Annotated in this window: 21 protein-coding genes and 1 tRNA gene; 10 read left to right on the top strand and 12 right to left on the bottom strand. The window is 65.0% G+C overall.

Features of this window, described 5'->3' with window-relative positions; all coding sequences use genetic code 11:
• Window positions 1-44: 44 nt before the first annotated feature.
• Both VF643_RS11190 and VF643_RS11185 read left to right on the top strand, forming a co-directional pair.
• Window positions 45-587: a 5-formyltetrahydrofolate cyclo-ligase gene (locus VF643_RS11190; protein WP_331043468.1), complete on the top strand. Its 543-nt coding sequence runs from the start codon at window positions 45-47 to the stop codon at window positions 585-587.
• The gene (locus VF643_RS11185; RefSeq protein ID WP_331043467.1) at window positions 584-790 is read left to right on the top strand and encodes a DUF2842 domain-containing protein; all 207 of its coding nucleotides are present in this window, start codon (window positions 584-586) and stop codon (window positions 788-790) included. The genes VF643_RS11190 and VF643_RS11185 overlap by 4 nt, the downstream gene beginning before the upstream one ends.
• A gap of 97 nt (window positions 791-887) precedes the next feature.
• Here the strand turns inward: VF643_RS11185 and VF643_RS11180 are convergent, their stop codons facing one another.
• From VF643_RS11180 to VF643_RS11170, 3 genes are all read right to left on the bottom strand, one after another.
• On the bottom strand, window positions 888-1,460 hold the full coding sequence (locus VF643_RS11180; RefSeq protein ID WP_331043466.1) for a DUF4142 domain-containing protein: 573 nt from the start codon (window positions 1,458-1,460) through the stop codon (window positions 888-890).
• 217 nt (window positions 1,461-1,677) lie between these two features.
• Window positions 1,678-1,754 (bottom strand) — tRNA-Asp (locus tag VF643_RS11175).
• A gap of 92 nt (window positions 1,755-1,846) precedes the next feature.
• Window positions 1,847-3,061, bottom strand: coding sequence for an AI-2E family transporter (locus VF643_RS11170; protein ID WP_414713847.1), 1,215 nt, complete (start codon window positions 3,059-3,061; stop codon window positions 1,847-1,849).
• Window positions 3,062-3,127: 66 nt separating this feature from the next.
• On the opposite strand from VF643_RS11170, the gene VF643_RS11165 reads away from it, so the two are divergent.
• Window positions 3,128-4,597, top strand: coding sequence for a glycerol kinase (locus VF643_RS11165; RefSeq protein ID WP_331043465.1), 1,470 nt, complete (start codon window positions 3,128-3,130; stop codon window positions 4,595-4,597).
• On the opposite strand, the gene VF643_RS11160 is transcribed toward VF643_RS11165, so the two are convergent.
• Window positions 4,594-6,255, bottom strand: a complete 1,662-nt coding sequence (locus VF643_RS11160) for a hypothetical protein (protein ID WP_331043464.1) — start codon at window positions 6,253-6,255, stop codon at window positions 4,594-4,596. The genes VF643_RS11165 and VF643_RS11160 overlap by 4 nt on opposite strands.
• Window positions 6,256-6,275: 20 nt before the next feature.
• Complete coding sequence (locus VF643_RS11155; RefSeq protein ID WP_331043463.1) at window positions 6,276-7,988, bottom strand: class I adenylate-forming enzyme family protein; 1,713 nt, start codon at window positions 7,986-7,988, stop codon at window positions 6,276-6,278.
• Window positions 7,989-8,148: 160 nt separating this feature from the next.
• Between VF643_RS11155 and VF643_RS11150 the strand changes: the two genes are divergently transcribed.
• From VF643_RS11150 to VF643_RS11125, 6 genes are all read left to right on the top strand, one after another.
• Window positions 8,149-9,372 (top strand): serine hydrolase domain-containing protein, encoded by a 1,224-nt coding sequence (locus tag VF643_RS11150; RefSeq protein WP_414713846.1) that lies wholly within the window; start codon window positions 8,149-8,151, stop codon window positions 9,370-9,372.
• Window positions 9,373-9,390: 18 nt separating this feature from the next.
• Window positions 9,391-11,406: a 3-hydroxyacyl-CoA dehydrogenase NAD-binding domain-containing protein gene (locus tag VF643_RS11145; RefSeq protein WP_331043461.1), complete on the top strand. Its 2,016-nt coding sequence runs from the start codon at window positions 9,391-9,393 to the stop codon at window positions 11,404-11,406.
• 154 nt (window positions 11,407-11,560) lie between these two features.
• Window positions 11,561-12,742: an acyl-CoA dehydrogenase family protein gene (locus VF643_RS11140; protein WP_331043460.1), complete on the top strand. Its 1,182-nt coding sequence runs from the start codon at window positions 11,561-11,563 to the stop codon at window positions 12,740-12,742.
• Between the two features lie 42 nt (window positions 12,743-12,784).
• Window positions 12,785-13,912 (top strand): acyl-CoA dehydrogenase family protein, encoded by a 1,128-nt coding sequence (locus VF643_RS11135; RefSeq protein WP_331043488.1) that lies wholly within the window; start codon window positions 12,785-12,787, stop codon window positions 13,910-13,912.
• Window positions 13,912-14,802, top strand: a complete 891-nt coding sequence (locus VF643_RS11130) for an acyl-CoA thioesterase II (protein ID WP_331043459.1) — start codon at window positions 13,912-13,914, stop codon at window positions 14,800-14,802. The genes VF643_RS11135 and VF643_RS11130 overlap by 1 nt, the downstream gene beginning before the upstream one ends.
• 80 nt (window positions 14,803-14,882) lie before the next feature.
• A complete protein-coding gene (locus VF643_RS11125; RefSeq protein WP_331043458.1) occupies window positions 14,883-15,290 on the top strand; it encodes a BLUF domain-containing protein in 408 nt (135 codons plus the stop codon).
• On the opposite strand, the gene VF643_RS11120 is transcribed toward VF643_RS11125, so the two are convergent.
• The 5 genes from VF643_RS11120 to VF643_RS11100 form a co-directional block, all read right to left on the bottom strand.
• Window positions 15,287-16,084 (bottom strand): SDR family oxidoreductase, encoded by a 798-nt coding sequence (locus tag VF643_RS11120; protein WP_331043457.1) that lies wholly within the window; start codon window positions 16,082-16,084, stop codon window positions 15,287-15,289. The two genes, VF643_RS11125 and VF643_RS11120, sit on opposite strands and share 4 nt — an antisense overlap.
• A 98-nt stretch (window positions 16,085-16,182) precedes the next feature.
• Window positions 16,183-16,947, bottom strand: coding sequence for an SDR family oxidoreductase (locus tag VF643_RS11115; protein WP_331043456.1), 765 nt, complete (start codon window positions 16,945-16,947; stop codon window positions 16,183-16,185).
• Window positions 16,948-17,052: 105 nt separating this feature from the next.
• Window positions 17,053-18,117: a phosphotransferase family protein gene (locus VF643_RS11110; protein WP_414713845.1), complete on the bottom strand. Its 1,065-nt coding sequence runs from the start codon at window positions 18,115-18,117 to the stop codon at window positions 17,053-17,055.
• Window positions 18,118-18,283: 166 nt separating this feature from the next.
• Window positions 18,284-19,366 carry a Zn-dependent alcohol dehydrogenase gene (locus VF643_RS11105; protein ID WP_331043455.1) on the bottom strand — a complete coding sequence of 361 codons (1,083 nt, stop codon included), beginning with the start codon at window positions 19,364-19,366 and terminating at the stop codon, window positions 18,284-18,286.
• Between the two features lie 113 nt (window positions 19,367-19,479).
• The gene (locus VF643_RS11100) at window positions 19,480-20,742 is read right to left on the bottom strand and encodes an acyl-CoA dehydrogenase family protein (RefSeq protein ID WP_331043454.1); all 1,263 of its coding nucleotides are present in this window, start codon (window positions 20,740-20,742) and stop codon (window positions 19,480-19,482) included.
• 175 nt (window positions 20,743-20,917) lie between these two features.
• Between VF643_RS11100 and VF643_RS11095 the strand changes: the two genes are divergently transcribed.
• A complete protein-coding gene (locus tag VF643_RS11095; protein WP_331043453.1) occupies window positions 20,918-22,171 on the top strand; it encodes a TetR/AcrR family transcriptional regulator in 1,254 nt (417 codons plus the stop codon).
• A 259-nt stretch (window positions 22,172-22,430) separates the two neighbouring features.
• On the opposite strand, the gene VF643_RS11090 is transcribed toward VF643_RS11095, so the two are convergent.
• Together VF643_RS11090 and VF643_RS11085 are read right to left on the bottom strand one after the other, a co-directional pair.
• Window positions 22,431-23,756, bottom strand: a complete 1,326-nt coding sequence (locus VF643_RS11090) for an MFS transporter (RefSeq protein WP_331043452.1) — start codon at window positions 23,754-23,756, stop codon at window positions 22,431-22,433.
• A gap of 59 nt (window positions 23,757-23,815) precedes the next feature.
• Window positions 23,816-26,683: a TonB-dependent receptor gene (locus VF643_RS11085; RefSeq protein ID WP_331043451.1), complete on the bottom strand. Its 2,868-nt coding sequence runs from the start codon at window positions 26,681-26,683 to the stop codon at window positions 23,816-23,818.
• Between the last annotated feature and the right edge of the window lie 126 nt (window positions 26,684-26,809).

The raw sequence follows: 26,809 nt of genomic DNA, 5'->3' as shown, positions 1-26,809 counted from the left end.
TCCCGGATCGGGTCGCCCCGGCGGCTCCGCGTCGATCGTTCGCGATGAGCGACAAACGCGCGCTCCGCGCCCGCATGCGGGCGATCCGCGACGGCTTCGCCGGGCCGCCATTGGCCCTTCCGCGGGCCTTTCGCGATCGGTTGCGGCCCGGATTGGTCGTCGCGTCCTATGCGCCCACCGGCGGCGAGATCGACCCCGCTGCGCTGGCCGCGGCGGCGGTTGCCGCGGGATGCCGGATAGCGCTGCCTCATGTCATCGACCGGGCGACGCCGCTGCGCTTCCTGGCCGCCGGCGCGGTGCTCCACCCCGGACCGTTGGGACTACGCCAGCCGCATGCCGAAGCCGCGGTGCTGGCGCCCGACATCGTCCTGACCCCGCTCGTCGCCTTCGATCGCGCAGGTAACCGGCTGGGCCAGGGCGCTGGTCATTACGACCGCGCCTTTGTCGATCACCCACATGCCTGGCGCGTCGGTGTCGCATGGTCCGTGCAGGAAGTGGACGCGCTGCCAGCCGAGGCCTGGGACGTACCGCTTCACGCCATCGTTACCGAAACGGAATGGATCGAACCTGTGGCTCCAAAATCATGACGCCGACCTGGCGCAAACCCGCTGGCACGCTCGCGATCCTGGCGTTGATCGCATTCTGGTGCATCGTGGTCGCGAGCCTGTCCGGCGTGGTGGGTGGCTGGCACTGGAGTGCGCAGCTGGCCTTCTATCTCTTCACCGGCATCGTCTGGATCATGCCAATGAAGCCACTGCTGCTTTGGATGGAGACCGGACGCTTTCGCTGACGCCCAGGCTAACTGGGAAACGGAGCCGCGGCGAACCGCGACTCCGTTGATCTAGCCCTGCTGACGGTCCGGGACGAACACGTCGCCCCGAGTCAAATTACATGGCCCTCATGCCGCCGGCGCCCGTCTTGAGGTGCGCCAGATGCTTCTCGATGATCGGCACCGCGCTGGTCGCAACCTGCTTGAGCGCGGGATCGGCGCCATCGAGCGAATAGCCCTTGTGCAGCGACCAGGCGGCCTGATGCGCCTGCATCTGCTGCTGCATGTACATCGCGTCGAACTCGTCCGCCGATGCCGCCTTCAGCGCCGCGATCTTGGCGATATTGTCCTCGGACATCGCCTTGCCCGGCTTCGGGATCTTGGGCTCGGTGTTCGGCAGTGCAGCCATCAGCGACTTGGTGGTCGTCATGTGATCCGCGATCATTTCGCGCGCGAAATCCTTGGTCTGATCGCTCTTCGCCTTGCTCAGCGCCAGCTTGCTCGACTGGATCTCGTACATGTCGCTGTTCGCCGCCCAAGCGACGTAGTTGGCGGACGGCGTACCCACCATCGGGCCGGCGCCGACCTGCTCGGCGGTCATCGTTCCAGCCATCGGCGCGGCATTCTGCGCCGTTGCAGGCGCCATCATCATCAGCCCCGAAGCGGCTGCCAGCAGCATCATCTTACACATAATAATCTCCATCTTTGGCCGCACGCCGAGCGTCGTCTGGCAACGCTAGCAGCCTTCGTTGATATGAACGGAGGAGCAACGTCGTGCCTTCGGCGGGAGTTCCCCGGCTTGATCCAGGTCATTCAGAATGCCAAAAAGAGGCGACTCGGCGCAGCATTAGGTGCCTATCGGCAAGCTATCGCCAACCACCGGACAAGTTGTAGATGTGAGGTGCGCATGGCGCGAGTGACGGGGCTCGAACCCGCGACCTCCGGCGTGACAGGCCGGCGCTCTAACCAACTGAGCTACACCCGCTGAAAGCGTGGGCGGCGAACTAGGCGAGGCTCTCCGAAGCGTCAACCCCCTGCTTTGTCCGTACGCCACCAGCGTCCCGGCCCGCCGCGGCCTCAAGCGTCTGGATCGTCCGACCGGCGCCGCCGCCGGTCCCGCCGCTGATCCACCAGCGTGCCGTGTTCGAAAAGGAACCCGGCGATGTCGGGCTTGCCCGCGGCCCCCATCACCGTCTGCAGGATGATGAGTAGGGGCACCGCCAGCAAGGCGCCCGCGGTGCCCCATACCCAGCCCCAGAAGCTGAGCGACACCAGGATCAGAACCGGATTGATCGTCAGCCGGTGGCCGACCACGAACGGTGTGATGACGTTGGCCTCAACCAGGTGGCATCCGATCATGATGGCAGGCGGAAGCATGGCGACCCAGATGTCGGGAAAAGTCATCAGGCCGCCGAGCGCCAGCAGGAAGGCCGCGATGACCGGGCCGAAGTACGGGATATAGTTGAACAACGCGACGATGCCCCCCCACATCGCGGGATAGGGCATCCCGACCGCCCACAACGCGATGCCGACGACGACCCCGAGCATGATGTTGATCGCGGTGATCGTGCCGAGATAGGCCGAGACGTCGTCGACCACATCCTGAATAACGCGCGCCGTCGCCATTGCGCCATCGAAACTGACCCTGCCAGTGATCGTCTTCTTGCGGAGGCGCGTCCATCCGGAGAGGAAGAAGAACACCACCAGCACGCAGAAAAAGAATTGCACGATGACGGTCGGCGCCGAGGTGGCCGCGAATTCGAGGATCGAAGTGGGCGGCGCGACCGCGTTCGCCGGCTGCGGCCGTACCGGGGTCGACGCAATCTGACGAAGCGTCTTATTCACGTACTTTTCCAGGCTCGAGTACAGGTCGAGCAGCGGCGCCAGGTTCATCTGGATGCGGTCGATCCGGGTCGGCAGCAGCCGGAAGAAATCGGTCGCTGGAATGACGATCGCGGCGATCGCGATGTTCGCTGCGACGAGGAACAGCAGGACGCACACGAGCGACGCCAACGGCGAAGGCAACCCGCGACGTTCGAGCCACTCCAGCAGCGGGATCAGCGCCACCGCGATCACCAGCGCGACCGTCAGCGGCAGGAAGAACTCCGCTCCCGCCTTCAAAGCGAAGGGGAGCGCCAGGATCAACCCGACGCCCGCGATCAGCGTCAGCGCGGCGAGCAGGCGATCGCGGCGCATCGCGATCCGCATCGCATCGTCCACCCCCACGCCGGCGGGAACGCCCAGAAGGCTGTCGGGGGTGCTCGCGGGCGTATTGTCGGAACCATCTGCCATAAGTCGCAGCGTAGCGGCTTTCCCGATGCGTGTAATCCCGCATAGATGGGGATAGAGAGGAACCTGATGGGCGATCACATCCTGGTCATTGACGAGGGCACGACTTCGACCCGTGCGATGCTGTTCGCGCTCGACGGGCGCTGCATCGCATCGGAGGCCGCCGTGCTGACCCAGCATTACCCCGAACCAGGCCGCGTCGAACATGACGCCGCGGAGATCTGGCGCAAGACGCTGCGGGTGACCGCGGCGATGGTCGCGCAGGCGGGCGGAGCGGAGCGAATCGCGGCAATCGGCATCACCAACCAGCGCGAGACGATCGTCTTCTGGGATCGGACGACCGGCGAGCCGCTCAGCCCGGCGATCGTGTGGCAGGATCGACGTACCGCTGCCGAATGCCGAGCGTGGCGCGAAGCAGGCGAAGAGCACGCGGTCCAGGCCAAGACCGGTTTGCTGCTCGATCCCTATTTCTCGGGCTCCAAGATCGGTTGGGCCATGCGTGCATGGCCGGAGGTCGCCGCAGCAGGGGTGCGGCTGGCGGTCGGCACGGTCGAAAGCTGGCTCGTATGGAACCTGACCGGCGGCGCGCATTTGAGCGACGCCACCAACGCGTCGCGCACCGCGATGATGGACCTGGCGAGCGGCACCTGGGATGCCGGGCTGGCCGAGATGTTCGGGGCGCCGCTGGCGGCGCTGCCCGAGATCGTAGATTGCGCCGGCACGTTCGGGACGACCACCGCGTTCGGCGCGGCAATCCCTATCTGCGGACTGGCGGGGGACCAGCAGGCGGCGAGCATCGGTCAGGCGTGCCTTGCACCGGGTCAGACCAAGGCGACGTTCGGGACGGGTGCGTTCGTGCTTACCCAGGCGGGCCAGGTCGCCCCCACCTCCTCTCACCGGCTGCTCTCCACCGTGGCATGGCAGTTGGACGGCCGGCGGCATTATGCGCTCGAGGGGTCGGTATTCGTCGCCGGGAGCCTGATCCAATGGCTGCGCGACTCCCTTGGTTTGATCGACGATGCGGCGCAGACCGACGCGCTAGCGCGCAGCGTCGCAAACAACGGGGGCGTGTATCTGGTGCCGGCACTCAGCGGGCTGGGCGCGCCGTGGTGGGAGCCGGACGCGCGCGCCGCGATCTCTGGCCTCAGCTTCTCGGCCGGAAAGACACATGTCGTGCGCGCCGCCCTTGAGGCGATGGCCCACCAGGCGAGCGACCTGAAAGCGGCCTTTGCGGCGGACGGGCAGGATTGGCACCTGCTGCGCATCGACGGCGGGATGGTGGCCAACGACTGGATGGCACAGGATCTGGCAGACATGCTCGACCTGACCGTCGAACGTCCTCGTTTTGCGGAGACGACCGCACTCGGCGCGGCGATGCTGGCGGGCATTGGTGCAGGGGTGTTCGCCGATCTGGACGCGGCGAGCGCCATGCGCGGCGACGTGGAATGCTTCGAACCCGCCATCGGCGAGGATGTGCGAGCCGCGCGGTTGAAGGGGTGGACGGCGGCAGTTCGCGCGGTCACCGGCATGGAAGGTTAGAGCAGTTCCGCCAGCGATGCGGCACGGGCAGCATAACGATCGCGCTGAATGGGCGCCGATGGATCGTTCGCATAGCTCCACCAACCGATCTGGAAGCCCAGGTAGCACAACGTCATCAACCGCGTCAGATCGGCGGCTTCTGCACGTCCGGGCATGACCTCGCCCACAAGTGCCGAGGCGCCCCCCTGGGGCAAGTCCCATTCGACGATCGCGCCGGCGACGTCCCAGGCGATGTCCTGGCAGCCGACCAGATCATGGGCCTCGGCATGATCTACCGCATCGGTCTTCAGCCAGCCGCCGGCAGTAGGCACCCATTCCCAGCGATGCAGCCGGGCATCGACATAGACTGGCCGGACATAGTTCTGGAGCGATCGGGCTTGCGCATCGGCATCGACAAAGAGCCGGTGCGCCCGGGTGCCGAGCAGTTTGCCGATGTTGTAGCGGGCCATGTCGACCAGGCTGGCAAGCCACGCACCTTGTACTTTTGCGGGAAAAGCACCGGCGCGAAAGGCGATATAGCGCGCGAGTGGCGGCACGTCGTTGCGCTGTACGGGCACGACCCAGCGCTCGCACAACATGCCATAGCGCAACCCGAGCGGTTCCGGGCCGAAGCCTGCCTCGAACAGCGCCTTGGCGCGAGCGAACTTGGCCCGGGCCGCCCGGTCCAGCCCAGCAAACTTCAGGAGGAAGTCGCCGCGCGCCGTGGTCAGCACGAACTTCCGCGCTTCTCGCGCCGGATCGGCGGGACGATCGCACCCCGACCGCCACGCGCCGCCTGACACGTCGCGCAAAGGCGCTGTAGGTGGACCGGTGAGGTCGGCGAACCAGTCGGCGATACTCACGGCCGAGCGCTGCACCAGCAGCGCATCGAAGTCGCCCACCGGGCGGCGCGCGCGATCCCAGCGATCCCGGTGGCCCTGGCTTGCCTCCGGTCCCGGATCGCCGCCGTGCCCGGGCAGGAACATGATCCGCTGAGGCTCGACGCCCAGCCCCTCGAGCCAGTCGGCGACGCCGCCGAACGAGCTTCCCGACAGGCCGGGCCCTTCATCGACGATCACGAAGGTTTCGGACGCCGCCGTACGGACCTGTGCTTCCAGCGCGTCGGTAGCGACCACGCGGTGGGCGAAAGCGTCGCCGGTCGGCCTGACGGTGAAGATCGCACGAGCGTCGCACGCCGCCGCCGCAAGCGCGGCCAGCCCGGTCCCGATGCTGCGCAGGCCAATGACGATCGCCCCTGAGGGCACCATTCGGGCGGCATGCAGGTACAATTCGGGGTACAGCGCGTAATAGGCATAGCCTTCGCATCGCCGGACCTTGAGCCGCGACGGCCAGGCGACACGACCGAGCGGGGCGAGAGTGCCTGGATCGAGCGACTGGCGGCTGAACCCGCTGGTCCATGACGCGTCGATTGCGCGTGCCAAGGCGACCAGCACCGCTATGACGGCGTCCTGGTCCCCTGAGAGATCGTCAGCCCCGGCCGCATGGAACGCCGCATCGGCCAGACCCTGCAGCAGACCTGCGACCTCGATGAAGCTGGCGACCGCGCCGGCATGCCAGTCGATGCCGCGACGGCCTTCCAAAGCGGTGATCTGCTGCCCAATGTCCATGAGCCGCGCGCGCGGGTCTTCGATGCTCTCGTGATCGCCATAGACCAGCATGGATCAGGCTTGGCGCATCTTCACCGTGCGTCGCTCGTCTGTGCGGGTTCTTCGAACAATATCTTGAGATCCTTCTTCAGGATCTTGCCGTTCGCGTTGCGCGGGAGCGTGTCGGCGACGAAGCGGATGGCGACGGGAGTCTTGAACGCCGCGAGCCGCTCGCGCACCCAGACCTTCAATTCCTCCTCGGTCGCCGACATGCCGGGGGCCAGATGGACGACGGCCGCGGGTTCCTCGCCCAGGCTGCGGTGGGGCACGCCGATCAACGCGCAATCCGTGACTGCGGGATGCGCATAGAGCACGTTCTCGACCTCGGTCGAATAGATGTTTTCCCCGCCACGAATGACCATGTCCTTGGCGCGATCGACGACGTAGAGGAAGCCTTCGTCGTCAAGTCGCGCCAGATCGCCGGTGCGCACCCAGCCGTCGACGAACGTCGCCGCGGTCGCTTCGGGCTTGTTCCAATAGCCTTTGACGATCATCGGACCGCGCGCCCACAATTCGCCTACTTCCCCGGTCGGCAGCACGGTGACGCCGTCGTCGGCGCGGATCTCCAGATCGGCGGTGGCCACCGGCGGGCCGGCGCTGGTCGGGCGGTTGAGGTAATCCTCGCCGCCGTGGGTGGTCACCGTCGCCATCGTCTCGGTCATGCCCCAGCCGTTGCCCGGTAGCGCGCCGAATTCCTCGTGGATGCGCTTGACCAGTTCGGGGGCAGAGGGCGCGCCGCCATAAGCGATGGTATCCAGGCTGGAGAGATCGTATTTCGCACGATCGGGGTGCTCCAGCAGCTGCCACGCGATGGTCGGCACCCCGCCGGTCATCTGCACCCGCTCCCGCTCGATGATCTCCATCGCGCGCACCGCATCCCAGCGACGCATGAAGATCGTCGTAGTTCCCGTCGCGACCGCGCCCATCATCCCGGCCGAACACGCGGTGCAATGGAACATCGGGATCACCGTCAGCATCGTCCGCGGCACCGGATCGGGCGGCGTCTCGCCCCGGCGCAGATAGGTACGCGCGGCCGCATAGCCGGCCGACAGGATGTTCGAGGTCATGTTGCGGTGGCTGCCGAGCGCACCCTTGGGCGCGCCGGTGGTGCCGCTGGTGTAGAAGATCGTCGCATCGTCGTCCGGCGCGATATCGACCGCGGGGAAGCCGCGATCGGGCAGCGCCGCCCAGTCCGCGGGCGTGCCGATCACATCCTCCAGCCGGCTCGCAACGCCGTGCAGCGGCGCCGAGGCGCGCGATACGATGACGCGTTCGAGCGCGGGCAGACCGGCATAATGAAGGCCCATCCGCTGGTGGCGCTCGTCGTCGAGGATCAACACCCGCGCGCCCGAATCGCGCAGGCCATATTCCAGCTCGCCGCCGGTCCACCACGCGTTCAGTGGCACCATGATGGCGCCGATCGCGGTGGCCGCGAAGAAGGCGACCGGCCATTCGGGCAGGTTGCGCATGGCCAGCGCGACCCGGTCCCCCTTACCTATACCAAGGCCCGTGAGATGCGCGGCAAGCGTCGCCGCTGCCCGGAACGCAGCGTCATAGCTGACGCGCTCATCCTCGTAGATCGTCATCAGGCGATCGCCGTGTGCGCGCGCCGCGGTAAAGAGCCAGGGGAGCGACGGCGGCGCGTTCTTCCACACGCGGGTGGTGACGCCGCGGATGACGACCTCCTCCATCTCGAACTTCGCGCCGGATGCGGTGAGCAGATCGCGCGCTGCATCTATGCTCATCGCTGGCCATGATTCGCTGACGGCGATAATCGGTTCGCTGGCCACGTATTGCTCTCCGTATTCGGTTTTCGGGTTTTGGTTTGGCCCCGAACCTGTGCAGGTTAGTGTTGATTCACACCGCGCTCAAGGCAATAGGGGCGCAGAGGTTCGAAACAGGGGTATGGTGCGGATGGCGGGTTTCGATGCGGGACGGCTAGCGGCGATCGACGCATTCGTCGCTGCACGCTATCTCGACACGGGCAAGTTGCCGTTTGCCCAGCTGCTGGTCGCACACCGCGGCGAAATCGCGCATTTCTCGCATCAGGGCGCCGCACGCGAAGGCGGTGCTACCATCGACGAGGGTTCGCTCTTCCGCATCGCTTCGATGACCAAGCCGGTCACTTCGATCGCGTTCATGATGCTGGTCGAGGAAGGGCGCGTCGCGGTGGACACCCCGGTCCACCACGTCCTGCCCGAATTTGCGGGCATCGGCGTCTATGCAGGAGGCGGCGCGGGCGTACCGTTCGTCACGAAACCGTGCGACGAGCCGATGCGGATGGTGGACCTTCTGCGCCACACCGCCGGGCTGACCTACAGCTTCCAGAATCGCAGCAACGTCGATGCGGCGTATCGCGAGGGCAAAATCGAGGCGTGGCACAACAATCTGGACCTCGACGGCTTCGTCGCGGCGCTGGGCAAGTTGCCGCTGGAATTCTCGCCCGGCACCTCATGGAATTATTCGGTGGCAACCGACGTGCTCGGCGCGGTGGTACAGCGGGTATCCGGCATGCCGCTGGACCAATTCTTCGAGGAGCGCATCTTCGCGCCGCTTGGAATGTGCGACACGTTCTTCACCGTGCCCGCCGACAAGGCGGACCGGCTGACCGACTGCTATACGTTCAAGCCCCGCACCGGCTCTGAGGGCGGCGACCGCGTGATGCTGGATACGGGCGGGAAAAGTGCGTGGTTGCGCCCGCCCACCCTGCTCTCGGGCGGCGGCGGATTGGTGTCCACAACGCTCGATTACCACCGCTTTGCGACAATGCTGCTGAACGGCGGCACACTCGATGGCGTGCGGATCGTCGGGCGCAAGACCATCGACCTGATGACGCGCAACCATCTGCCCGGAAAGTCGGACCTTGCGAGCCTTTCCAAGTCGCTGTTCAGCGAGGCAGCGAATGCGGGCACCGGCTTTGGCCTGGGCTTTGCGATCAACGACGATGTCGCCAAGTCGATGATCCCGGGCAGCGAGGGTGAATTCTACTGGGGCGGCATGTTCTCTACCGCCTTCTTCGTCGATCCGGCCGAACGGGTGACGATGGTGTTCATGACCCAGGTCTCGCCCAGCAACCTCTATCCCATCCGCCGCGAACTCAAGACGATGATCTACGCGGCCCTCAACTGATCCTTCAGGAGTATTCCCATGACGTCCCCGATCCGCACCGAACGCCATGACGACGTCCTCGTCATCATCTCCGACAATCCGCCGGTCAATGCGCTGGGCGCCGCGGTGCGCCAGGGGCTGGAAGCCGCGATCTGGGAAGGCGCCGCCGACGCGGGCGTCACCGCGATGGTCATCCGTTGTGGCGGGCGCACCTTCTTCGCGGGCGCCGACATCACCGAATTCGGCAAGGCGATGCAGGAGCCGGCGTTGCCGACCCTGGTCGACATGATCGAGGCGAGCGATAAGCCGGTGGTCGCGGCGATCCACGGGACCGCGCTCGGCGGCGGCTGCGAAGTGGCGCTGGGGTGCCATTACCGGATCGCGGTGCCCTCCGCCAAGATCGGCACGCCGGAGGTCAAGCTCGGGCTGCTGCCGGGTGCGGGCGGGACGCAGCGGATTCCGCGCATCGCGGGCGTCAAGCTGGCGCTGGAAATGACCGCCAAGGGCGATCCGATCGCCGCGCAAAAGGCGCTCGACGCCGGGCTGATCGACCGGCTGGCGGGCGAAGCGTCGCTGGAAGCCGATGCGATCGCCTTCGCGCGGGAGGTGAGCGCGGTGCGCCCGATCCCGCGCGCGTCGCACAAGACCGCGCAGGCCGATCCGGACGCGGTCGCCGCCTTCAAGAAGGAGAACGGGCGCCGCTTCCGCGGCTTCGACGCCCCCGCCGCGAACATCGCCTGCGTCGAGAAGGCCGCCGACGGATCGTCGTTCGAAGAGGGTATCCAGTTCGAGCGCCAGTCGTTCATGGGGCTGATGATGGGCGTCCAGTCCGCCGCCCAGCGCCACATCTTCTTCGCCGAGCGCCAGGCCGCCAAGATCGACGACGTGCCGGCCGATACGCCGCTGCGCGAGATCAGGCGCGTCGGCGTGATCGGTGCGGGCACGATGGGCGGCGGCATCGCGATGAACTTCCTCTCGGCAGGCATTCCGGTGACGATCGTGGAGATGCAGCAGGAGGCGCTCGACCGCGGCACCGGCGTCGTCCGCAAGAATTACGAGGCGTCGGCGGCCAAGGGGCGGCTGAAGCCCGAACAGGTCGAACAGGCGATGGGCGCGCTGAAGCCGTCGCTCAGCTTCGACGATCTCGCCGATTGCGACCTCATCATCGAGGCGGTCTATGAGCAGATGGACGTGAAGAAGGAGATCTTCACGAAGCTGGACGCGATCGCCAAGCCGGGGGCGATCCTGGCGTCGAACACCTCCTATCTGGATATAGACGAGATCGCGAGCGTCACGTCGCGCCCGCAGGACGTCGTCGGGATGCACTTCTTCTCGCCCGCCAACGTGATGAAATTGCTCGAAGTGGTGCGCGGCGCAAAGACCGCGGGCGACGTGCTGGCCACCGTCATGACGCTGGCCAAGAAGATCAAGAAGGTCGCGGTGGTCGCGGGCGTCACCTATGGCTTCATCGGCAACCGCATGCTGATGCCGCGCCAGGTCGAGGCGAACAAGCTGCTGATGGAGGGCGCGACGCCCGAGCAGATCGACCGCGTCCATGTCGAATTCGGCATGCCGATGGGACCGTTCCAGATGAGCGACCTCGCCGGGGTCGACATCGGCTGGCACCGCGATCCGACGCGCATCGAGAACATCCGCGACGCGCTCGCCGCCGAGGGCCGCTGGGGGCAGAAGAAGCAGGCCGGCTTCTACGATTACGACGAGAAGCGTAACCCCTCTCCGTCGCCGCGGGTGGCCGAGATCATCGAGGATTTCCGCAAGACGTCGGGCGCGACGGTACGCACCATCAGCGACGAGGAGATTGTCGAACGGACGCTCTACACCATGGTCAATGAAGGCGCGCTGATCCTAGAAGAGGGCAAGGCACAGCGGGCATCCGACGTCGATGTGGTGTGGATCTACGGCTACGGCTGGCCGGTTTATCGCGGCGGCCCGATGTTCTGGGCGAAGACCGAGGGGTATGAGAAGGTCGTCGCGGGACTGGAGAAGCACGGCTTCACGGTGGCGCAGAGCCTGAAGACTGGCACGATCAAGTAACCGATTGATCCTCCCCGATCGCGGGGAGGGGGACCATGCGAAGCATGGTGGAGGGGGAGCGCCGCGAGCGGCCGGCGCGTGGCCCACCCCCCTCCACCACCGGCTCCGCCGGCGGTCCCCCTCCCCGTGCCGGTGAGGAATGGAGGAGACCAGAATGACCGACCTCGACACCTTCCGCACCGAAACCCGCGCATGGCTCGCCGAAAACTGCCCGCCGGAGATGCGCGAGCCGTTGAAGTCCGAAAAGGACGTCTGCTGGGGTGGACGCAATTTCCAGCCTTCGAGCCCGGCGCAGAAGGATTGGCTGGACCGTATGGCCGCACGCGGCTGGACGGTGCCCGACTGGCCCCAGGCTTATGGCGGCGGCGGACTGTCGCCCGCCGAAACCAAGGTGCTGCGCGAGGAGATGGCGGCGATCCGCGCGCGCAACCCGCTGAACAGCTTCGGCATCTCCATGCTCGGGCCAGCACTGCTGAAATATGGCACCGAGGAACAGAAGCTCGATCACCTGCCCAAAATCGCCCGCGGCGAAATCCGCTGGTGCCAAGGATATTCGGAGCCGAACGCCGGTTCCGACCTGGCAGGCCTCACCACTTCGGCGGAGGATGGCGGCGATCATTATGTCATCAACGGACAGAAGGTCTGGACCAGCTACGCCGACCAGGCAGACTGGATCTTCTGCCTCGTCCGTACCTCGAAAGAGTCCAAGCAGGGCGGGATCAGCTTCGTGCTGTTCGACATGGCCAGCGAGGGCGTATCGACCAGGCCGATCCTGCTCATCAGCGGCAATTCGCCCTTCTGCGAAACCTTCTTCGATAACGTGAAGGTGCCCAAGGCCAATCGCATCCACGACGAGAACAAGGGCTGGGACGTCGCCAAATACCTGCTGGGTCACGAGCGCGAGATGATCTCGGGCATGGGCCTTGGCGGGCAAGGCAAGAACCCGTTGGTCGCAGGCGCCCTGGCAACCGTCGGCGTCGGGCATGACGGCCGATTGGCCGATCCCCTCCTGCGTGCCGCCATCGCGATGTTCGAGGTGCGCGCGAATGCGTTCGGCGCGATGAGCGAGCGGTTCATCGACGAACTGAAGGCTGGGCGCGCGCATCCGGCGCAGCCCAGCATGATGAAATACTATGGCACCGAACTGAACAAGTCGCGGCACGAGCTGATGATGGCGGCTGGCGGGTCCGAGGCGCTCGAGTGGGAGAGCGACGCGTCGCACGGCGGCGCGGCCGCGCGATCGTGGCTCAGGACCAAGGCCAATTCGATCGAAGGCGGGACAAGCGAGGTCCAGCTCAACATCATCGCCAAGCGCATCCTGGCGCTACCGGCCTGATCGCGCACCCCTCTCCCTAAGGGAGAGGAAATGGAGAAGAAGATGCCGCTCTACCTGAACGAAGACCAGACCGCGCTCCAGGATACGATCCGCGATTTCGTCGCCGATGCCGCCCCCGTCAGCCACATGCGCGCGCTGCGGGATGCGGACGATCCCGCCGGCTTCAGCCGCGACCTGTGGAAGCAGTTCGCGGAAATGGGCTTCACCGGCCTGATGATCGGCGAGGATCACGGCGGGTTGGGGCTGGGCCATGTCGAGGCCGGGATCGTTATGGAGGAGATCGGGCGCAATCTTTCGCCCTCGCCTTTCCTGACGACCTCGGTGGTCACGGTCGCGGCACTTGAGGGCAGCAGCCTGGCCGATCGTTGGTTCCCCGGCATCGTCGCCGGAGAGATCGTGGCGGCACTCGCCATCGATGAGCGTGCCAAGCATGGCGGCGCGATCGGGTTAAAAGCGGAGCGTTCGGGCAACGGATTCCGGCTGTCGGGCGCCAAGCGCTTCGTCGTGCATGGCCACGTCGCCGACCTGCTGATCGTCGCGGCGCGGACCGGCGGTGCAGACGACGAGCAGGACGGCGTGACGCTGTTCGCGGTCGAGAGGAAAGCGGCCGGTCTGTCCGCATCGGCGGAGCGGCTGGCCGACTCCGGTATTGCGGCGCGAATGACGTTCGATGGGGTCGAGGTCGATGCCGATGCCGTCATCGGGGAAATCGATGGCGGACGTGAGGGGCTGGACCGGCTGCTGCGTGCCGGCCGCGCTGGTGCGTCGGCGGAGATGCTGGGCGTGGGCGGCGGGGCGATGGACCGAACGGTCAACTACCTGAAGGAACGCAAGCAGTTCGGCCAGCTGATCGGATCGTTCCAGGCGCTCCAGCACCGCGCCGCGCACCTCTATGCCGAGATGGAAGTCGCGCGTGCGGCGGTGCTGAAAGCGCAGCAGCTGCTCGACGCAGGATCGGACAAGGCGGATGCGGCGGTGTCCGTGGCCAAGGCGATGACCTCGCTGGCAACCACCCTGTCGGTGCAGGAGGGCGTGCAGATGCATGGCGGCATCGGCATGACCGACGAATATGACATCGGCTTCTTCATGAAACGCGCACGCGTGCTGACCGAATTGTTCGGCGACGCCAATTTCCACGCGGATCGGCTGGCAGTCGCGGCTGGATATTGATGGACCTCAACACGCCCCACGATGCCGCTCCGGAAGAATTGACCAAGGCGCTGGTCGATCTGCTGGATGTCGAGGAGATCGACACCGATCTTTATCGCGGCGCGCGCCAGCCCGGCGGCGTGGGGCGCGTTTTCGGCGGGCAGGTGATTGCGCAAGCCTTGCAGGCAGCTCAGCGATCCGTCGACGAACCGAAAGTCGCACATTCCCTCCATGCCTATTTCATGCGGGCGGGTGACGAGACTCTGCCGATTGTCTATCGGGTGGTACGCGATTTCGAAGGACGCAGTTTCGCGACGCGACGGGTGATCGCCATGCAGCGCGGCGCACCGATCCTGAACCTTGCGGCATCGTTCCAGGTGCCTGAAGATGGGCTGGCGCATCAGGACGCGATGCCAGACGTGCCCCCGCCAGAGTCGCTCGTATCGGATCGCGACCTGCGCGCAGCCTCTGTGGATGAAATTCCCGAAAAGTATCGCCGCCACATGCTGCGTGCCCGCCCGATCGAGATCCGTCCTGTCGAGCAACGATCATGGGCGCATCCGCAACCCGGCGAGCCGCGCCAGGCCAGCTGGTTTCGGCTATCTTCGCAAATCGGCGGCGACGCGGCGATGCACCGCGCCATCCTGGCCTATGCCTCGGACATGACGTTGCTCGGCACCTGCACGCTACCACACGGCGTCAACTGGATGACGAGCAACCTCCAAACCGCGAGCCTCGATCACGCAATCTGGTTCCACGAAGACTTTCGCGTTGACGACTGGCTACTCTACGCGACTGACAGCCCTTGGGCGGGGCATGCGCGCGGCTTCAATCGCGGCAGCATCTATGCGCGCGACGGAACGCTGGTGGCAAGCGTGGCCCAGGAGGGATTGATCCGACTGCGCGCCTGATCTGGATTAAACGTCCGTTTACGCCTTGTTTGCGGACGGGCGTTAAGCACGGACGGTCAGCCTCACAAAGGATCGCAGGCATGCGTCGCCTTCTCTACATAAGTACCGCTCGGAACCCGATCACGCCCTCTGACCTGGAAAGCATCCTGCGCGTTTCGCGCCGCAACAACGCCGCAGCGGGCATCACAGGACTGCTCATTGCCGGCGGCCGACGCTTTCTGCAGGCGCTTGAAGGCCCGGAAGATGCGGTGCGTGCAACGTTCGACCGCATTCGTGGCGATACCAGACATTTCGCGGCGGTCGTGCTGGCTGACCAGGCGATCGGCGAGCGCAGTTTCCCGGGATGGACCATGGGATTCCAGCCCGGTGCATTAATCGGTGGTGGGGGCGAAGTGGCGACGGCCGTAGCGGAGCTTGTCGCGCCGATCACCGATCCAACCCTGCGCGGTTACTTCACCGGTTTTGCCGAAACCCAAGCCGCTGCCTAGACGGCCGTTCGTCCGTAATCCTGCCGAGTAACCGGGTGGCTCGACGACAGGCCACCGTCGACCGCAATCGCCTGCCCGTTGACGTAGCTGGCGGCGTCGGACGCGAGGAAGGCGGCGACTTCTGCCAGTTCCTCGGGCTGTGCGCCGCGGCGAAGTGGATTGAGGCGTCCGATGCGGTCGGACTTGCCGGCTTCGCGGGCGTAATCGAACGTCGGTTTGGTCATGCCGGTCTCAGTCAGGCCGGGGCAGATTGCATTGACGCGGACGTTCGATCCGGCAAGCTGCTGGGCGGCAACCTGGGCAAGATTGATAACTCCAGCTTTGGATGCCGAATAGGCGGGTGATCCGGCGCCCGATCGAATGCCGGCGACGCTGGCCGTCAGCACGATGGCCCCACCTCCGCGTTCGGCGATCTTCGGAGCCGCATGCTTGATCGCAAGGAACGGGCCGATGAGGTTGACGCGCAGCACCTCGGTGATGAGCGCGACGTCGGTATCGAAGATGTTGGCCATGCCGCCCGAGATACCGGCATTGGCGAACATCACGTCAAGCCCGGCATGCGCGTCGCAGGCGAGCGCGACGGTGCGAATCACGTCATTCTCGACGCCCGCGTCCATGCGGATCGCGCGCGCGGTGCCGCCGGCGGCGGCGATCGCGGCGACGGTCTCCTCGACCGCATCGCTCCTGTCGGCGGCGACGACGAGGCCGCCTTCGCGGGCGAACAGCAGCGCGGCGGCGCGGCCGATGCCCGATCCGGCGCCGGTGACGATGATCGACTTGTCTGCGAAGCGCATATCACTCTCCTGATTGCCGTTCGAACTGAGCGAAGTCGAAGCACTTGGGCAACGGACCAGCCCTTCGACTTCGCTCATGGCGAACGGATGGTTGAAAGTCAGATCGTGACGCCGCCATCGACGACCATCGTCTGTCCGGTCATGAAGGTGGATGCCGGCGAAGCGAGATAGACGACCGCACCTGCGATCTCATGCGGTTCGCCGATGCGGCGCAAAGGTACGCTTTCGTTGGCGGCCTTGATGCGGTCGGGGTCTTCCCACAGAGCGCGGGCGAAGTCGGTCTTGATGAGGCCGGGCGCGATGCAGTTCACGCGAACATTGTGGGGTCCATATTCCACCGCCAGGTTGCGCGCCAGCTGCATGTCGGCAGCTTTGGAAACGCAATAGGCGCCGATCACCGGCGATCCGCGCAGGCCACCGATCGACGAGACGATAACGATCGAACCTTCGCGGCGCTCGCGCATTTCGGGCGCGACCATGGCGATCAGCCACACGTTCGAGACGATGTTGTTGTCGAGGATCTTGCGGAACTGGTCGTCGGCGATACCCTCCATCGGCCCGTAATAAGGGTTGGAGGCGGCATTGCAGACGAGGACGTCAATGCGCCCGAAGGTTGCGCGCGTTTCGTCGACGAGATGCTGAAGCGCTGCCTTGTCGGAGATGCTGGCGGCGATCGCGATGGCGGTGCCGGGGCCGTAACGTCCGTTCAATTCTGCGGCGAAGGCGTCACACGCGTCCTGCTTGCGACTGGAGATGACGACCTTCGCACCATGTTCGGCCAGCGCCTCTGCGCTGGCGCGGCCGATGCCGCGCGAGGAACCGGTCACGATCGCGACCTTACCGGTCAGGTCGAACAATTTCATCGGTCTTCCCAAAAGTAGATATGGTCAATGAAAGCCCTGTGCCAATGTCCAATGTCAGCCCACTGCTGCCCCTGTTCCGCGGAAGCCAAATGTAGAACGCCAGGCTCAAGCCCCAGCCTTCACGGCAAAGCCCCAGGCGGCATCCGCTAGTCGGTACACCCCCGCCGCCGACTTTTCCGCCTGCGCGCTTGACGCGGTACCGAGTTCGATCCGCTTCTTGATCCCCTGGACGATGCCGGTCAGGCGGAACAGGTTGTAAGCGAAATACCAGTTGAGATCGGGAAGGCCATCGCGGCCGGTAGCAACGCAATAGCGGGCGACGACCTCATCGATCGTCGGGATGCCCGTAGCCGGCCCCGTGAGTCCCTTCACGCCGGAACGGCCCTCGGGTTCGGTGACCCAACTCATCAGAAGGTAGGAGAAATCAGCGAGCGGATCGCCGAGGGTCGAGAGTTCCCAGTCGAGCACCGCGATGACGTTTGGCTCGTCGGGGGCAAAGATCATGTTGTCGATGCGATAGTCGCCGTGGACGATCGACGTGCGGTTCTGTTCGGGCAGCGTCCGTGGCAGCCATTCGATCAAGCGCTCGACGGCGGGCATCGTCTCCGTCTCGGCCGCACGATATTGCTTGGTCCAGCGCGCGACCTGCCGCTCGAAGTAATTGCCGGGCCTGCCATATTCGCCGAGACCGGCAGCGACATGATCGACCGAATGGAGCGCAGCAAGCGTGTCGATCATCGCTTCGTAATGAGCCCGACGTTCTGTTGGCGCGTGATCCGGCATGCTGCCGTCCCAGATCGTCCGGCCATCGACCATTTCCATGACGTAGAAGGCCGAGCCGAGGACGTCGGGATCTTCGCATAGGCCATAGGGGCGCGGCACGGGAAAGCCCGTCGGGTGCAGCCCGGCGATGACGCGATATTCGCGATCGACCGCGTGTGCGCTCGGCAGAATTGGGCCGAACGGCTTGCGCCGCAGGACATAGGCGCGGGTCGGCGTTTCGAGACGGTACGTCGGATTGGACTGGCCGCCGGCGAACTTGGCATAGGTCAGCGGGCCTGCGAAGCCATCGACATGCGCGTGCATCCAGGCGGCGAGGCGATCGAGGTCGAGGCGGTCCTTTTCGGCGACCGCGATAGTGCCTTCCATGCCGGCTGACGCTTCACTCATTGGTTGAACCTTGCGATCTGCAATCCTCCCCCGCAGGGGGAGGGGGACCGCCGCCGAAAGCGGTGGTGGAGGGGGTTCTCCGCGGGGGCATCGCTTGTGGATCGCCCCCTCCACCAGCCTGCGGCTGGTCCCCCTCCCCGTGCCGGGGAGGAATGAAATGTTTTGCTCACGCGAACACCACGACGCTGCGGGTCGCGTCGCCCTTGCGCAGTTCGTCGAAGGCGTGGTTGATCCGATCCAGCGGCATGCGTTCACCAATGATCGAGTCGAGATCGAGCAGCCCACGCTGGTAGAAGTCGACAAGCCTCGGCAGGTCCACGGGGAACCGGTTCGATCCCATGAAGCCGCCCTGCAGCCGCTTGCCCGAGAGCAGGTCGAGCGCCGACAGCCCTACCTTTTCGGCGAGCGGCATCATGCCGAGGATCGTCGCGGTGCCGCCGCGGCGGAGCACTTTCACCGCGGTGGCCGCCGATTGCGGACGACCGACCGCCTCGATCGCGTGGTGGACGCCGCCCTTGGTGATCGCGATCACCTCCTCTGCCGCAGTTTCGGACAAGGCGTCGATCGTGTGCGTGGCACCCAGCTTTCCGGCGAGGCTGCGCTTTTCCGCGACCGGATCGAGCGCGATGATCTTGCCCGCCCCGGCGATCCGCGCGGCGTTGACCGCGGCCAGGCCGATGCCGCCGCAGCCGACGACGCACACCGTCTCGCCCGGCGTCACGTCGGTGGTGTTGAACACCGCCCCCGCGCCCGTCGTCACCGCGCACCCGAGCAGGCAGGCGCGGTCGAGCGGCATGTCGCGGTCGATCGCGACGCAGGCATGTTCGTGGACCAGCATCTGCTCGGCATAGGCGCTCAGATTGAGCATCTGCGCGACGGGCCGGTCGCCGAGCATCAGCCGCGGCGGCGCTTTCTTCGCGCGCTTCACGCTGGCGTCGATGCAGAGGAACAGCCGCCCGGTGACGCAGAATTCGCAGTGCCCGCAGAAAGCGGAAAGGCAGGTGACGACATGGTCGCCGACCTTGACCGAGGTGACCTCGTCGCCGACCTGCTCGACGATTCCAGCGGCTTCGTGGCCGGGGATCGTCGGCATCGGATGCGGATAGGCGCCGTCGACAAAATGCAAGTCGCTGCGGCACACGCCAACCGCATGGGTGCGGATCAGCACTTCACGCGCCTGCGGTTTGGAGATGGAGACGTCCTCGATGCTGAGGGGCGTTCCGGCTTCGAAGAGGATTGCGGCTTTCATGGGATCAACCTCAAGGGGTGTCGCCCTCACCCTTCCGCCGCTTCGCCACTCCCTCCATCTCCCGGCGGGAGAGGGAGGAGGCACGCAGTGGCGACAGGGTGAGGGTGATGCGTTTACCGTGCAGCGACTTCGGTCTTCCAGTCGCCGTATTTGCCGAATTCGTTGCGTGCGATCGAGCGGTTGTGAACTTCGTCGGGACCGTCGGCGAAGCGCAAGGTGCGGATACCTGCCCAATCGTGCGCCAGGTGAAAGTCGCCGGAAACGCCACCGCCGCCGTGCGCCTGTATAGCATCGTCGAGGATCTGGAGCGCCATAGTGGGGGCGGCGACCTTGATCATCGCGATTTCCAGCTGGGCGGCCTTGTTGCCCGCTTTGTCCATCATGTCGGCGGCCTTGAGGCACAGCAGACGCGTCATCTCGATGTCGATGCGTGCCTTGGCGATCCGCTGTTCCCAGACCGAGTGATCCGCGATCCGCTTACCGAAGGCGACACGGCTGAGCAGGCGCTTGGCCATCGCTTCGATTGCGGTTTCCGCTGTTCCGATGGTGCGCATACAGTGATGGATACGGCCCGGCCCGAGCCGTCCCTGCGCGATCTCGAAACCGCGGCCTTCACCAAGCAGAACGTTCTCGATCGGCACCCGAACATTTTCGAGCACCACTTCGCCGTGACCGTGGGGGGCGTGGTCGTAGCCATAGACGCTGAGCATCCGCTTGATGGTGACGCCTGGCGTGTCCATCGGCACGAGGATCTGGCTCTGCTGCTGGTGGCGAGAGCCTTCGAGCGACGTCTTGCCCATGACGATCGCGATTTTGCAGCGCGGATCGCCGACCCCGCTCGACCACCATTTGGTGCCGTTGATGACATACTCGTCGCCGTCCCGCTCCATGCGGGTCTCGATGTTCGTTGCGTCGGATGAGGCGACCGCCGGCTCGGTCATCAGGAAAGCAGAGCGGATTTCGCCGTGCATCAGCGGGCGGAGCCAGCGCTCCTTGTGCTCGCGCGTACCGTAACGGTGAAACACCTCCATGTTGCCGGTGTCGGGTGCGGAGCAATTGAAGCATTCCGATGCCCATCCGATCTTGCCCATCTCCTCGGCGCACAACGCATATTCGAGGTTGGTCAGCTGGGTGCCCTCGAAAGCGAACGTGTCGTCGACATGGGTCTGGCCGGAGTGCGGCGGCATGAACAGGTTCCACAGGCCCGCAGCCTTCGCCTTTTCCTTGACCTCCTCGATCACCGAGATCACCTTCCAGCGCTCGCCATCGCGGCTCTGCTGATCGTATTCGTGCTGGCGCGGTCGGATTTCGCGGTCGATGAAGTCCCTCACCCGGTCCCGGAAATGGGTTTCGCGTTCGTTAAGGGTGAAGTCCACCGCATCTGCTCCTGATCGTTTCTCGGGGTGTCTGGTCGTTGGATGGAAGGCGACTTAGACCGTACCGCTTTTTCGGTAAAGCCCCGCGATGCCTGCACGGACGTTGGGTAAATCACGGGTAATGTGCCATGCAAATAACACTGTTCCTTCTAAACGAAGCTGATACATTCCCATCATGAATGTAACGGAGGGGACGGCCAACCCTGGCGAACAGGGTGGCGAGCAGGGAACCAAGCGCTTTCGTCAGAAGCGCGACGCGATCCTGGCCGCAGCGGCCGAGGCGATAAACGAACAAAGTGCGAAGGGCATGACCTTCGCAGATGTCGCGCGCCGGGTCGGCCTGAATACGACCAGCGTGACCTATTATTTCAAACGTAAAGAAGAGCTGGCCGCCGCGGCGTTCGAGAACACGCTCGACCGGCTGCTGGCGATGCTGGTCGAGGCCATGCAGGAGTCCGATCCACAGGCCCGCGTGGCGCGCTTTCTGGCGCTCAACATGGTACGATTGGCGCGGGTCGAATGTGGCGAGGAGCGGCCGTTCGCAGTTCTGTCGGACCTTCGCGCGACCGAAGACCCCATCCGTGGGCGGCTGATGGCGAGCTGGCAGAAGGTGTTCCGGACGACTCGCGGGCTTTGGGGCACGCCGCGCTCCCGTGCGCAGACCGATCTGCACGGCGCGCGCGCGCATGTGCTGCTGGAGAACAGCTTCTGGCTCACCGCCTGGCTGCCGCGCTACGAACCCGAACAATATGCGCGGGTCGAGGCGAGACTGATGGACGTCTTCGCGCGCGGCATTGCGGCGCCGGGGGCGGCATGGGCGCCGGCGATGCTCGACCTGGCGCATGCCGAAGCCGAACCGGGGCGCTCCGCCTTCTTGCTGGCGGCGACGCGGCTCATCAATCAATTGGGGTATCGAGGCGCCAGCGTGCAGCGGATCGCATCCGAACTGAACGTGACGAAGGGCAGCTTCTACCATCATCTCGATGCCAAGGACGATCTGGTCATCGCCTGCTACAAGCGCAGTTTCGACACGATTGCGGACGCGCAGCGCCTGGCTGACGAGGCCGGGGGCACGCACTGGCATCGCCTGTCGAGCGCGGTCGCGACCCTGCTCGACGTGCAGTTCGCCGAACGCGGGCCGCTGTTGCGGACGACCGCGCTCAGCGGCCTGCCTCTTAACGTGCGCGCGGCGATGGTCGATCGTTCGAACCGGATCGCGAGGCGGTACGCAGGTACGATCATGGACGGGATCGCGGAAGGATCGTGCCGCCCGGTCGATGCACTAATCGCGGCGCAGTCGCTGATGGCCCTTCAGAATGCCGCGTTCGACATGCGCAAATGGGCAGGCACGATGCCGCGGGAGCGCGCGATTGCGATGTATGCGTCGACATTGCTCTTCGGAATGTTCGACGATCGCGCGGCGAGGTAAGTGAAGCCCCGACCACGAATGGCGATGCTTGTCGCCATCTCCGGTGTCATCGAGCGCATGACGTCGGAGTTGAGAATATCCGTACTGATATGATTGATGGTATTGCTCGCTAAGTGACGGCCGATGAGCGGACGTCGCGATTGCGACGCCTCCGTGAGCGACCCGACAGTAAGCACGCGCGCTGCCGGATGGTGCGCCGCGAATTTCGGCCTCTGATCGTCGTCCGGGCGACCTCCGATCTTTTCGGCTTCGCGCCACGTCAGGCGGGGCGTGCTTCCTGCCGCTTCAGCCACACCCCTGCGCGCCAGTAATGGAACAGTGCCCAAGGCGTCGCAGCGGCAAAGGTCAGCATGGCGTAACGCAGGGATTCCTCACCTAGCGTGGGGCGGAGCGCGTCGCTGATGATGCCAATCAGCATCGGACCGAGGCCAAGGCCAATGAGGTTGATGACCAGCAATGTGATCGCGGCCCAGAGCGCGCGCAAGCGCAACGGCGCCTGACCCTGGATCAGCGCGAAGGTGGGGCCGAGATAGCTGTTCGTGAACAGCAGCGATACGAAGTAGAAGGGAATGGCGATGTCCGCGCTCGACGCGGCGTAGAAGACGAAGCTGAGCGGCAGGCCAATCGCCTTGAGCACCAGCACCAGCCATGCCTGCGCATGGATGCCGTAGCGCGCGGCAACCAGGTTTGCGATCCAGCCGCCGGTCAGCGCCGATACGGTGCCCATGACCGCGGCGATCGGCGCGACCCAGGTGGCGATGTCGATCATCCGGACGTCAAGCGAACGCTGGAGGAAGCTGGGTCCGAAGGCAGTCTGACCGTAGCCGATCAGCGACGTTAGCGTGACTCCCATGACCAGATGTATGGCCGCACGATTGGCCAGCATCGCGCGAAAGCCGTCGGCCAGGCTCGGCGCGATACCCGCATCCTGCTGCTCGGCGACCCGGCTGACGTCGGACAGCCCGCGACGGGGTTCGACCACGAACATCTTGATGAGCACCGCCAGCGCGACGCCCGGCAGTCCCACCGCCATCATCGCGATCCGCCAGCCGTAATGGTGCCCTACCCACCCGCCAATGATACTGCCGCCCGCGGCACCGAGCACGACCCCGAGCGAGTAGATACCCATTGCCCCAGCACGCTTCTCCGCCGGGTAGAGATCGGCGATGATCGAATGGCTCGGAGGACCCGACCCGGCCTCCCCGACTCCGACACCAATGCGGGCGGCGAGAAGCTGGACGAAATTTTGCGCTAGGCCGCAGACCGCGGTCATCAAGCTCCATACCGCCAGCGCGATCGCGATGATGTTCACCCTGTTGCCGCGATCCGCCAGCCGCGCGACGGGCAGGCCCAACGTCGCGTAGAACAAGGCAAAGGCGAAGCCTGCGACAAGCCCGAGTTGCGTATCCGACAGGTGCAGATCGGCGCGGATCAGTTCCTGAAGGATCGCCAGAATCTGTCGATCCATATAGCTGAAGAAATAGGCGATCGTCAGCAACGCAAGCGTAGGGCCTCGCCTGTGCATCGCCAGCGTATCCGCGATAACGAAGCCGGTCGTAGGTGTCGGAGCCAAGCCGTTGGTCATCAATTACTCAAGTTACGCATAACTATGCGGCGCCGGCGGACCAGCGCCGCATCGGTCCATCAGAATTTGCCGCGCAGCGTCACGCCGTAAGTGCGCGGTTCAGCCAGGAATTGCGAAAAGATCTGGCGGCCACCGGGATATTGCGGATCCTGGAACGCGGCAGTCGTGGCCCCCTCCTGAAACGGCGAGTTGAAGGCGACCTGCGCATAGTTCTTGTCGAACAAGTTCTGCGCCCAGAGTTCGATCGACCACGCTTCCTTGGGTCCGCGAAGCCCGACGCGGGCATTCACCACCGCGAATCCGTCCTGCTCCTTCTGCGGGAATAGATCGGAGCCGGTGTTGTAGTCGCTGGACACGCGGGTGTCGGCGTAGAACAAGGCCGACAGACCCGACCCGCCGATCGGCGGAGTCCAAGCGACCGATGCGGTGGTGACCAGTTCGGGGGCGTTCGACAGATTGTCGCCGGGCAGCTTGCGCAGCGCCTGGTTGAGCGGCGCTCCGGCAGCATTGCCGACAAGATTGTCGCGGTACTTGGTATCGGCATAGGTAAGGCCGAGACCGACGCGGAAGTCCCGCGCGGGGACCAGTTGAGCCTCAAGTTCGACGCCCTGCGACACGACGCCGTAGCCGACGTCGCCCGAAGCGCAACTGCCCGTCGTCGCTGCCGAAGCGCTGAAGTTGGGCGCGGCGGCGAACTTGCTCTGATCGCGGTCGGCGCCGTTCAGCGAACTGGAGCAGCCGTTGACATTCTGCACGATGAAGACCGTGCCGTCGAACGTGTTGAGCTGAAAATTCTCGAACTGCTGGCGGAACGCCGCGACGGTGAGCGTGAACGGGCCGGTCGCGTATTTCGCGCCGATCTCGAACGAATCCACCGTCTCGGCGTCGAACTGCAGATTCTGCACCAAAGCCTGAGCGCCGCCGAGCGCAGCAAAGGTCGTCGTCAAGCCACCGGCGGTCGGCTGAAGCGGCGCCTTGAGCGCGGACCTGTCGAAGTTGAACCCGCCCGCCTTATACCCGCGCGAGAAGCTGCCATAGACCAGCAGATCGTCGATCGGCTTCCACGATAAGACTGCCGTGCCAGTGAACTTGTCTTCCTTGCGCTCGTCGGCGATGGACACGCCGTTCAGCTCTGCCGTGGAATTTCCCTGGCAGCCTAGACCGATGAGGGCTTGCGCCAATGCCCGGCGCGTTGCGCTGGCCGTGGGATCGCCCGCGGGTCTGGTCAGCGAACTTTGCAGCCCCGTGCAAACGGTATTGTCGTTGCCGAAGGTCGCGTTGAAGCGTTTACGCTCGTTCGTGTAGCGAACGCCCAGCGTCAGATCGAGGGTGTTCGTGATGTGAAAAATGTTGTGGGTGAACGCCGCGAAGCTGCGGCTCTTCTGCCCGTAGCGGTCCGCGGTCGATCCCTTGTCGTTCAGCGTGTCGAGCAACGCGAAGCCGTTGGCCACGTCGACGCCGCCAGCCGCCGTCAGCGTCGCCGGACCTACGCCCGGGACAACGCAACCCGGGCTGGTCGGAGAGTAAAGCCCCGCGAGACCGCCGCCGGAGATGATGCGGCAGGTCGCAAATCGTCCATATTGATTGCCGAAACGCAAATTGCTGCGGCCGGTGAATTTCTCATCGGCATAGAAGCCACCGACGAGCCAATCGAGCTTATCGTCGAACAGACTGCCCTGTAGGCGCAGTTCCTGCGTAAATGTCTGAAATTGACGGAAGTTATTGCCGTTATCGGCATTATACAGGATGTCAGCCGTGCCGTAGTCGATGTCTGCGCCCTGCGTGCTTTTGTAATCGCGATAGGCGGTGATCGACGTCACGTTGACGCCACCGAGATCCCAGTCGACCTGGCCCGAGAAGCCATAATCGGTCGTCGTTCCGCCAAAGAAGCGGCCGGGCGTGACCGAGAGCGTGCGATCGTAACCCTGATTGAATGCGCCGACGTTCTGACCCAGATCACGCAACACGTTGATGATGTTGTTGCCGTTCGGCAAACCGGTGGTCAAAGGCGTTGCGAGATTGTTCAGGTTGCCGATCGACGGGTTGACGGTCTGATCGACATAGGTCGCCGCGCAGCATTGCTCCTTGCGCTTGGTATAATCGCCGATGAGACGGACGCTGAGATCGGAAGATGGCTCGAACAGCAATTGCCCCCGCACGAAGTAGCGATCTCGATCGTTGACGCGGATGCCGTTGGCGGGATCGCGGTAGAAGCCGTCGCGCTCGACATAGACGCCGTCGATCCGCGCCGCGAGCGTCTCGGTGATCGGGCCGGTCACCCCGCCAGCCAGGCGGATGAAGTCATAATTGCCGTAGGTCGCCTCTCCGGTGACTCCGAAATTGAAATCTGGTCGCTTCGAGACGATGCTGATCAGGCCGGCCGACGAATTGCGACCGCCGAGCGTGCCCTGCGGGCCGCGCAATACCTCGATCCGCTCGATCTCGCCCAATTCGTTGAGGCCGATACCGGATCGTGACCGATAGACGCCGTCGATGAAGACGACCACCGAACTTTCGAGGCCGGCGTTGTCGCCGACCGTACCGATGCCGCGGATACGGGGAGAACCATTGGCCTCCGAACCCGTCGAAGAAACCAGCAGCGACGGCGCAAGCTGGTTAAGCTGTCGAATGTCATTGGCACCGGACAGTGCCAGCGTCTCCCCGCTGACCGCCGAGATCGCAACCGGAACGTCGGCCAGCGCCTGTGCACGGCCCTGCGCCATGACGACGATGTCGCCAGCCGACGTCTGGATTTCGCCCGCGGGTTGACCGTCGAGCGCGCCGGACGGCGAAGCAGTCTGCTCCTGACCGCTCGCACTGGTCTGGCCGGGCGGCGGCGTGCTCTGCCCCGACGCATCCTGCGCCTGTGCACTGGCTGCCGCAAGCACCGACAATGCACATGCCGACAGGAAATACCGCTTGCCCATAACTTCCTCTCCCTTGGCCAGAACGCTTCGCGGCTCCGTACCCTATGTTCGATTAGACCCTGAACTAGATGCCCCGTCAAGGTCGGAGGAGATCTCCACCGCTTGTATTTTCTGAAGTTCGACGCG

It is taken from the genome of Sphingomonas sp. (assembly GCF_036387595.1).
Taxonomy (GTDB): domain Bacteria; phylum Pseudomonadota; class Alphaproteobacteria; order Sphingomonadales; family Sphingomonadaceae; genus Sphingomonas.
Note: the sequence above shows the minus strand (reverse complement) of the source record. Positions and strands in the feature narration are given on the sequence as shown.